The organism is Bradyrhizobium sp., assembly GCF_049581145.1.
Taxonomy (GTDB): Bacteria; Pseudomonadota; Alphaproteobacteria; order Rhizobiales; family Xanthobacteraceae; genus Bradyrhizobium.
Genome location: NZ_JBAURI010001238.1, coordinates 1 through 3,481 on the forward strand (window position 1 = coordinate 1; position 3,481 = coordinate 3,481).

Below are 3,481 nucleotides of genomic sequence, written 5' to 3' on the forward strand. Positions count from 1 at the left end.
GCTCGACTTCGTGTCGCTCGATCTGCGCGACTGGATCGCCTATGCGGGCGCCCCGACGCTGGCGAATGCTTGCCTGTTGGTCGGGGCCGCCGGATTGATCGCCGAAAAATCCTTCGCGCCCTACCCGATTGCCGGGGCGGTCATGCTGTTCCTGTTCGCGGGCATCCTCGATGCCTGGGATATGACGCTATGGATCGTCGGCAATCGAGATATGGCAAAGGAGACCGCGATTGGCGGCAATGCGCGGCTGCGCGCCGACGCGCGTGCTCCGGGTCCCAACGCAGACATTACCCCTGATTCGACCTGAGGGCCGACAACGAGAAAGCGACGGCAACAGTCGGCGGTGCATCGCAGTCTGATCGGATGGCGGCGCCAATTCCCGCTGCTGACATGAGACCTATTGCGACCACCGATCCAAGAGTCCATCCAAGCGCCATCACTCCGAACTGGCCAACCGGACAGGATTCAAAGCGGCGCCGGCAAGTGGAAGACGTAACGGCCTGCGCGCGGTGCTCGGCGGCGCAGTCCAGGGTATCTCAGCCGTCGCCCGGGTTCGGACTGAAATGTTCGGCAAGTTTATTGGGCACGCCGCTCCAGACGTCAGCATCGTGGGGCGGCTGACCCTTCGCCACGATGTTGGGCCAGAGACTTGCGAACTTGCGATTGAGTTCGAGCCAGTGCGACGCCTCCCCAAGATCGGTATCCGGGACGATTGCCTGGGCGGGGCATTCGGGTACGCAGACGCCACAGTCAATGCATTCGTCGGGGCTTATGACCAGCATGGTTTCGCCGGCATAGAAGCTGTTGACGGGACAGACCTCGACGCAATCCATGTATTTGCATCTTATGCAATTGTCGGTCACGGCATGGGGCATCGTTCCGCCTTTCGGTCGCCTGCTCGTGCCTCGCTATAAGATGTACCTTAATGAGACGTTTCGCCCCTCGGCGAATTGGCGGGCCGCCGCGCCGCGAAGTTCGAATTCGCGATGCGGCAGGAACATTCAAGGTATGTTTTTGGTGAAGTTCGACGATTCATCCACGAGCTGCACACCCGTCTTGCTCCGAGAGCGAGCGGATCAGGCGGCCCGCACTCCGGCCAGGAACGTCGTCACCTCGCCCGATAATTGTTCGGCCTGCTTTGACAGATTCGAGGCCGCAGACAGGACCATGCCGGCGGCCCCACCGGTTTCATTGGCCGCGATGCTGACCCCGCCAATGTTTGTCGTCACCGCCTGCGTTGCCTGCGCCGTCTGGGTCACGTTGCGCGCGATTTCCGCGGTGGCGGTCCCCTGCTCCTCGATGGAGGACGCGATCGTCGCTGCGATCACGCTGACCTCCTCGATCGTGGCCGTGATGCCCTGGATCGCTTCGACGGCCTCCTTCGTCGCGCCCTGGATCTGCGCGATACGGGTGCCGATCTCCTTGGTGGCATCCGCGGTCTGGCTGGCAAGGCTCTTGACCTCGGATGCGACCACTGCAAAGCCCCGGCCGGCATCGCCGGCGCGCGCAGCTTCGATGGTGGCGTTGAGCGCCAGCAGATTGGTCTGTCCGGCGATGCTTGAGATCAGCTCCGCCACGTGCTCGATCTGCTGCGCGCCATCGGCAAGCGCCCGGACGATGGTGTCGGTGCGGCGTGCGCTTTCGACCGCATGATCGGTGATCTTGGCCGATTTCGCCACTTGGCGGCTGATTTCGCCGATCGAGGACGTCAGTTCTTCCGCCGCCGACGCGACCGTCTGCACGCGCGTGCTGGCCTCTCCGGCGGCCGTGCTGACGACGGTCGCCTGCCGGTTGGTGCGTGTCGCCGTTTCCGTCATGGATTGCGCTGTCGCTTCCAGCTCGGTCGACCCCGAGGCCATCATGCCGACGAGCTGGCCGACCGACGCGTCGAAGCGATCGGCGAGAGAGATCAGCGCTTCGCGCTTTTCGATTTCCGCCCGTCGTTTCAGCTCTGCCTGCTCCGCCTGCAGCGTTCGCGCAGTCATCGCGGTCTGCCGCAACATCTCCAACGTTTCCGCCATGCGACCGATCTCATCGCCGCGTTCGGTTCCGCCAACCGATTCATCGAGCGACCCGTTGGCGATGCTATGCATCCGGCCTTGCTGCCGCTTGAGGGCTCCGAGGATATCGCTCGCGATCAGCCATGACAGCAAGCCGATCAGCGCCATCACCGCCGCACCGGTCGCACCCAGGCGGATCAGCAGCGCGTTGACGTCGGCGTCGAGGTCATCGACATACAGGCCGTAGCTGACCGTGATGTTCCATGGTTCGAACTTGCGCGCGAACACCATTTTTCGCACTGGAACGGTCTGCCCGGGTCGAGGAAACAAATAGGATGTCGTCCCGCCATCGGGGCTTCGAGTCGCCGCAGCGATGATCGAGGGTGCTATCAGCTCGCCATCGGCATCCTTCGAATAGGTGATTTTGCCTTCGAGCTGAGGATTGGTCCCGTTCAGCAGGAACGACGTATCGGCATTGTAAGCGAGCGGATAGGCTTGGCCCTTGCCGAACAGCATGCCGTGTCCGCGCTGGCGGAACTGGGACTGCGCCTCGGCGAGGGTCAGATTCCCCGCAGCGACCTGGTCCTGCAGGGTCTGAGCCATTCCGACCAACAGATCGACGGCCGCTCGCAATTGCCCGACGCGATCGTCCGTCATGCGCCTTTCGCTCAAGGAGGCGGAGAGTGCGATGATCAAGCAGACCGTCAGAGCCGATAGCGCGACCATGCTCGCCAGCTTGGTGCGGATACTGAACCGACTAAGCAGACTCATTGCAACCCCTGCTTGCATTCCGTTAGATAACGCAAGGGTAATATAGAACTCCTTACCAAAGATGAAAATGAAGGGAACTCCGGCCGATCTCGGCTCAATGAAATTTGCCTCTGGTTTCAGGAATGATCGCGGCGCCGATCAAGTAGACGACGAAGATCGCCGCCGAAAAGATCGCGAGCGACATCGGAATTTGCGCCGTGCTCCTGCTTGCCAGCGAAACGAGCGTCGGCATCATGCCGCCCAGCGCGAATCCGATGTTCCAGGACAATCCGGTGCCGCTCGCACGCAGCGACGTCGGAAATCTCTCGTTCAGGAATACAAGGACCGGCGCATAACCGGCATTGCCGATGAACGCGATCGCCAGCGTGTAAAGCGTCACGTCCATCGTATCGTTTGCCTTCGCCAGTCCAATATAGCACAGCGGCAATAGCACCAGCGCGCACAAGCCAATGGCCAGAAACGTCGGCTTGCGGCCGATCCTTTCGCTGAGCGCTCCGACCAGGATCGCGGAGACGAACGCGGACACACTCGCACCCATCAGGATCAGCGAAGAGATGTTGTTCGGGACACCGTTGATGATCTTCAGGAAACTCGGCAGATAGCCGGACGTCAGGTAGTAGCCGGCACCGCCGCCGAATGTAATCAGCAGGTTGACCAGCAGCACGGAGCGATACTCACTCGAGACCAGCGTCTTGACCGGCGACGGCGCA

At 61.8% G+C, this 3,481-nt stretch carries 4 protein-coding genes; 1 reads left to right on the top strand and 3 read right to left on the bottom strand.

What is annotated here, in order from left to right:
* Positions 1-307: hypothetical protein (locus WCB02_RS39340; RefSeq protein WP_423967757.1), on the top strand; the 307-nt coding region annotated here is incomplete at its 5' end.
* Positions 308-536: 229 nt separating this feature from the next.
* On the opposite strand, the gene fdxA is transcribed toward WCB02_RS39340, so the two are convergent.
* From fdxA to WCB02_RS39355, 3 genes are all read right to left on the bottom strand, one after another.
* Positions 537-875: a ferredoxin FdxA gene (gene fdxA / locus WCB02_RS39345; protein WP_423967759.1), complete on the bottom strand. Its 339-nt coding sequence runs from the start codon at positions 873-875 to the stop codon at positions 537-539.
* Between the two features lie 201 nt (positions 876-1,076).
* Complete coding sequence (locus WCB02_RS39350; protein WP_423967761.1) at positions 1,077-2,771, bottom strand: methyl-accepting chemotaxis protein; 1,695 nt, start codon at positions 2,769-2,771, stop codon at positions 1,077-1,079.
* Positions 2,772-2,865: 94 nt separating this feature from the next.
* Positions 2,866-3,481 (bottom strand): MFS transporter (locus tag WCB02_RS39355; RefSeq protein WP_423967763.1); only part of this gene is annotated, 616 nt, incomplete at its 5' end.

What these genes read in the sequence shown, in the direction of transcription:
- WCB02_RS39350 (WP_423967761.1), bottom strand. Translation starts at nt 2,771, where the DNA reads ATGAGTCTGCTTAGTCGGTTCAGTATCCGCACCAAGCTGGCGAGCATG.
- fdxA (WP_423967759.1), bottom strand. Translation starts at nt 875, where the DNA reads ATGCCCCATGCCGTGACCGACAATTGCATAAGATGCAAATACATGGAT.